The 2,466-nt window shown below is 26.9% G+C and carries 1 protein-coding gene; it reads right to left on the reverse strand.

Annotated elements, in window-relative coordinates; all coding sequences use genetic code 11:
- On the reverse strand, positions 1–2,316 hold a 2,316-nt coding region (locus tag RI68_RS03475), incomplete at its 3' end, for a hypothetical protein (protein ID WP_017193582.1).
- Positions 2,317–2,466: the final 150 nt, after the last annotated feature.

The following is a 2,466-nucleotide window of genomic DNA, read 5'->3' on the forward strand; positions in this document are numbered from 1 at the left end:
TCCTGTCTTTTTCGCTTTCTCCCATACATCGCTGCGTTTTTTTAATTGTTTTTTTAAAGTATTTTTTTCTTTTTCTAAATCTGTAAACTTTTTAATTTTCTTATTTAAATCTTCTTGTGTCTTTTGATGAGCAGTTTTTTCATTAGCTAAGTCTTGTTTGTATTTTTCAACCTCAATTCTTAAATCAGCGATTATATCTTTAAGATGTTGGTTTTCTTCCTCTAAAGTAGTATTTTTATCTTCTAAATCTTTAATAGTTTTTTCTAAGGTTTGAATATGGGCTTCTAAATTTTTAATTTTTTGCCCTTGTTGGACATAAAGATCTATTTGTTCTTTAATGATCGCATTTAAACGGTTTATTTCTTCATCTTTTTGTTGAATGGTCTCATTTAAACGTTGTATTTCTTCATCTTTTTGTTGAATAATGGTTTTTAATTGTTCTTCATTCTCTTGTAATAAAGTAATTTTTTCGTTTAAACCTTTAATTTTATTTTGTTTATCTTGTAATTGGTTTAATAAGGTTTGATTAACTTTTTCATCATCACCTAGACTAGCTTGAATAACTTGAATTTCTTTTTCTAAAGTTTCGTTTTCTTCGCGCGATTTATCCAATTCTTGTTTAACTTTGGATAACTCTTTAGTATGTTGTTCTCGTAAATTTTTGTTTTCTGTTTTAAGAGTATTAATTTCAGTTTTAAAACTTTGTTCTTTTAATTCTAAAGTATTTAAATCTTGTTTTAATTTTTGAATATGTTGTTCTTTTTTGGCTATTTCGTTAGCTAAAGTATTATCAGGTTGTTGTTGAGTAATTAAAACATTTAAAGCTTTTTGTTCTGGTTCTAATTGTTCTTGAGTTGTTTTTAATTCTTGAGTTATCTTGTTTAACTCTTGTTCTTTAATAGATAATGCATTTATAGCTGCAACAGGAGGAGGTGATAAAGAAATATTTTTAGCATTTTCACCGAAAGAGATATCAAAATAATTTAAATCATGTCCGCTAGTATTTTCAATGACAGTTGTACGTTCATTATAGTTATAAATGCTTATTTTATTAGTATTTTTTGGAATATATATATTAATATAATAATAATCCTGACCATTAATAGTGTGTTTAAAACTATTGATAGTTTTGGCTTCGCGTTTTTCTATTGGTGCTAACATTTTTGCTTCTTGCATACTATCTTTCTTTAAATTAGGCTTTATAGTTACAAAAAATGGTTTATTAGAATAAAAATATCTATTATTGTTTTTCGTATACTCTGAAGACGAGGAGGTATTGGATAAATTGTTTAATAAATTAGGATTATAAGCGAAAGTGGTTTTTTCCCATTCTTTGTAAGTTTGACTTAAATTGCTTATTGTTTGTTCTAAAGTCATTTTCTGGTTTATTAAAGAAATTATTTTTTCATTTAAGTTATTTAACTGTTGTTGTTTAGTTAACAATGCTTGTTGATGTTGGGCTTGTTGCTCTTGATTAATAGCTGATTGTTGTTTTAAATGGAGGGCTTCTTGCTCTAATTCGGCCACATTTGTTTTATAATATTCAATTTGCGTAGCAATTTCTTGTAAAGCTTGTTCGTGTTGAGCTCTTAAATTATTTTGTTCTTCTTGGGTTTGATCTAATTTCTCTTCTAACAAGTGTTTATCTTTATTCAAACGGTTTATTTCTTCATCTTTCAATACTAGTTGAGCTTCAAAATTAATTTTATTTGTTTGTAAATTTTGTTTTAAAGTGTCAATTTCAGTTTGTAAAAGAACTTTTTCTTGTGTTGATAATTGTTGATTATGGACTAAATTTTGTTCTTTCGTTTGGATAATATTTTCTTTTTGTTCAATTTCTTGTCTTAATTTTTCTAAATCTTGGGTTTGTTGTTTTAGCTGTTCTTCTAAAGTAGTTATTTTTTGCTGATTATCAGCAATGGTTTTATTTTTTAAAGTTAATTGTTCTGTATTGTGAGTTAAATTATTTTTTAATGCTGTTATTTCTTCGTTTAAAGCGTTTTTTTCTTGTTCTGATAAGGTCTTATTTGCTTCTAAAACTTGTTCTTTTTGTTTTAATAAGTTCTGATAATTATTGTTTTCCGCTTCTAAATTTAAAAGTTCTAATTCTTGAGCTTTTAGATTAGTTTCTAAAAATTGTTTATCACGATCAAACTGTTGTTTTTTCTCTTGTTCTGCTTGGACTAATTTTTGTATTTCTTCTTGAGTTTGTGGATTGTCCAACCATTTTTCTTTAAAACGTTCTTGATGTTTATTTGGTTGTTCTGTGGTAGTAAGTATTTGCTTGTGAGGTTCAACTTCTTCTTCTTTTATCAACTCCTTTCGGTCGGATTGAACTTTTTTGTGGTTTCATCTTCTTTCTCTATTCTTTTGACTTCAGTAGGAGGGATTTTATTAGCAGGAGGAGTATTGTTAGGAGGAAAAAACAAATTTTTTAAAAAGTATGTTGCGCCAGCTGCCATCAAA

Source organism: Vaccinium witches'-broom phytoplasma str. VAC (assembly GCF_000309405.1).
Lineage (GTDB): Bacteria > Bacillota_I > Bacilli_A > Acholeplasmatales > Acholeplasmataceae > Phytoplasma.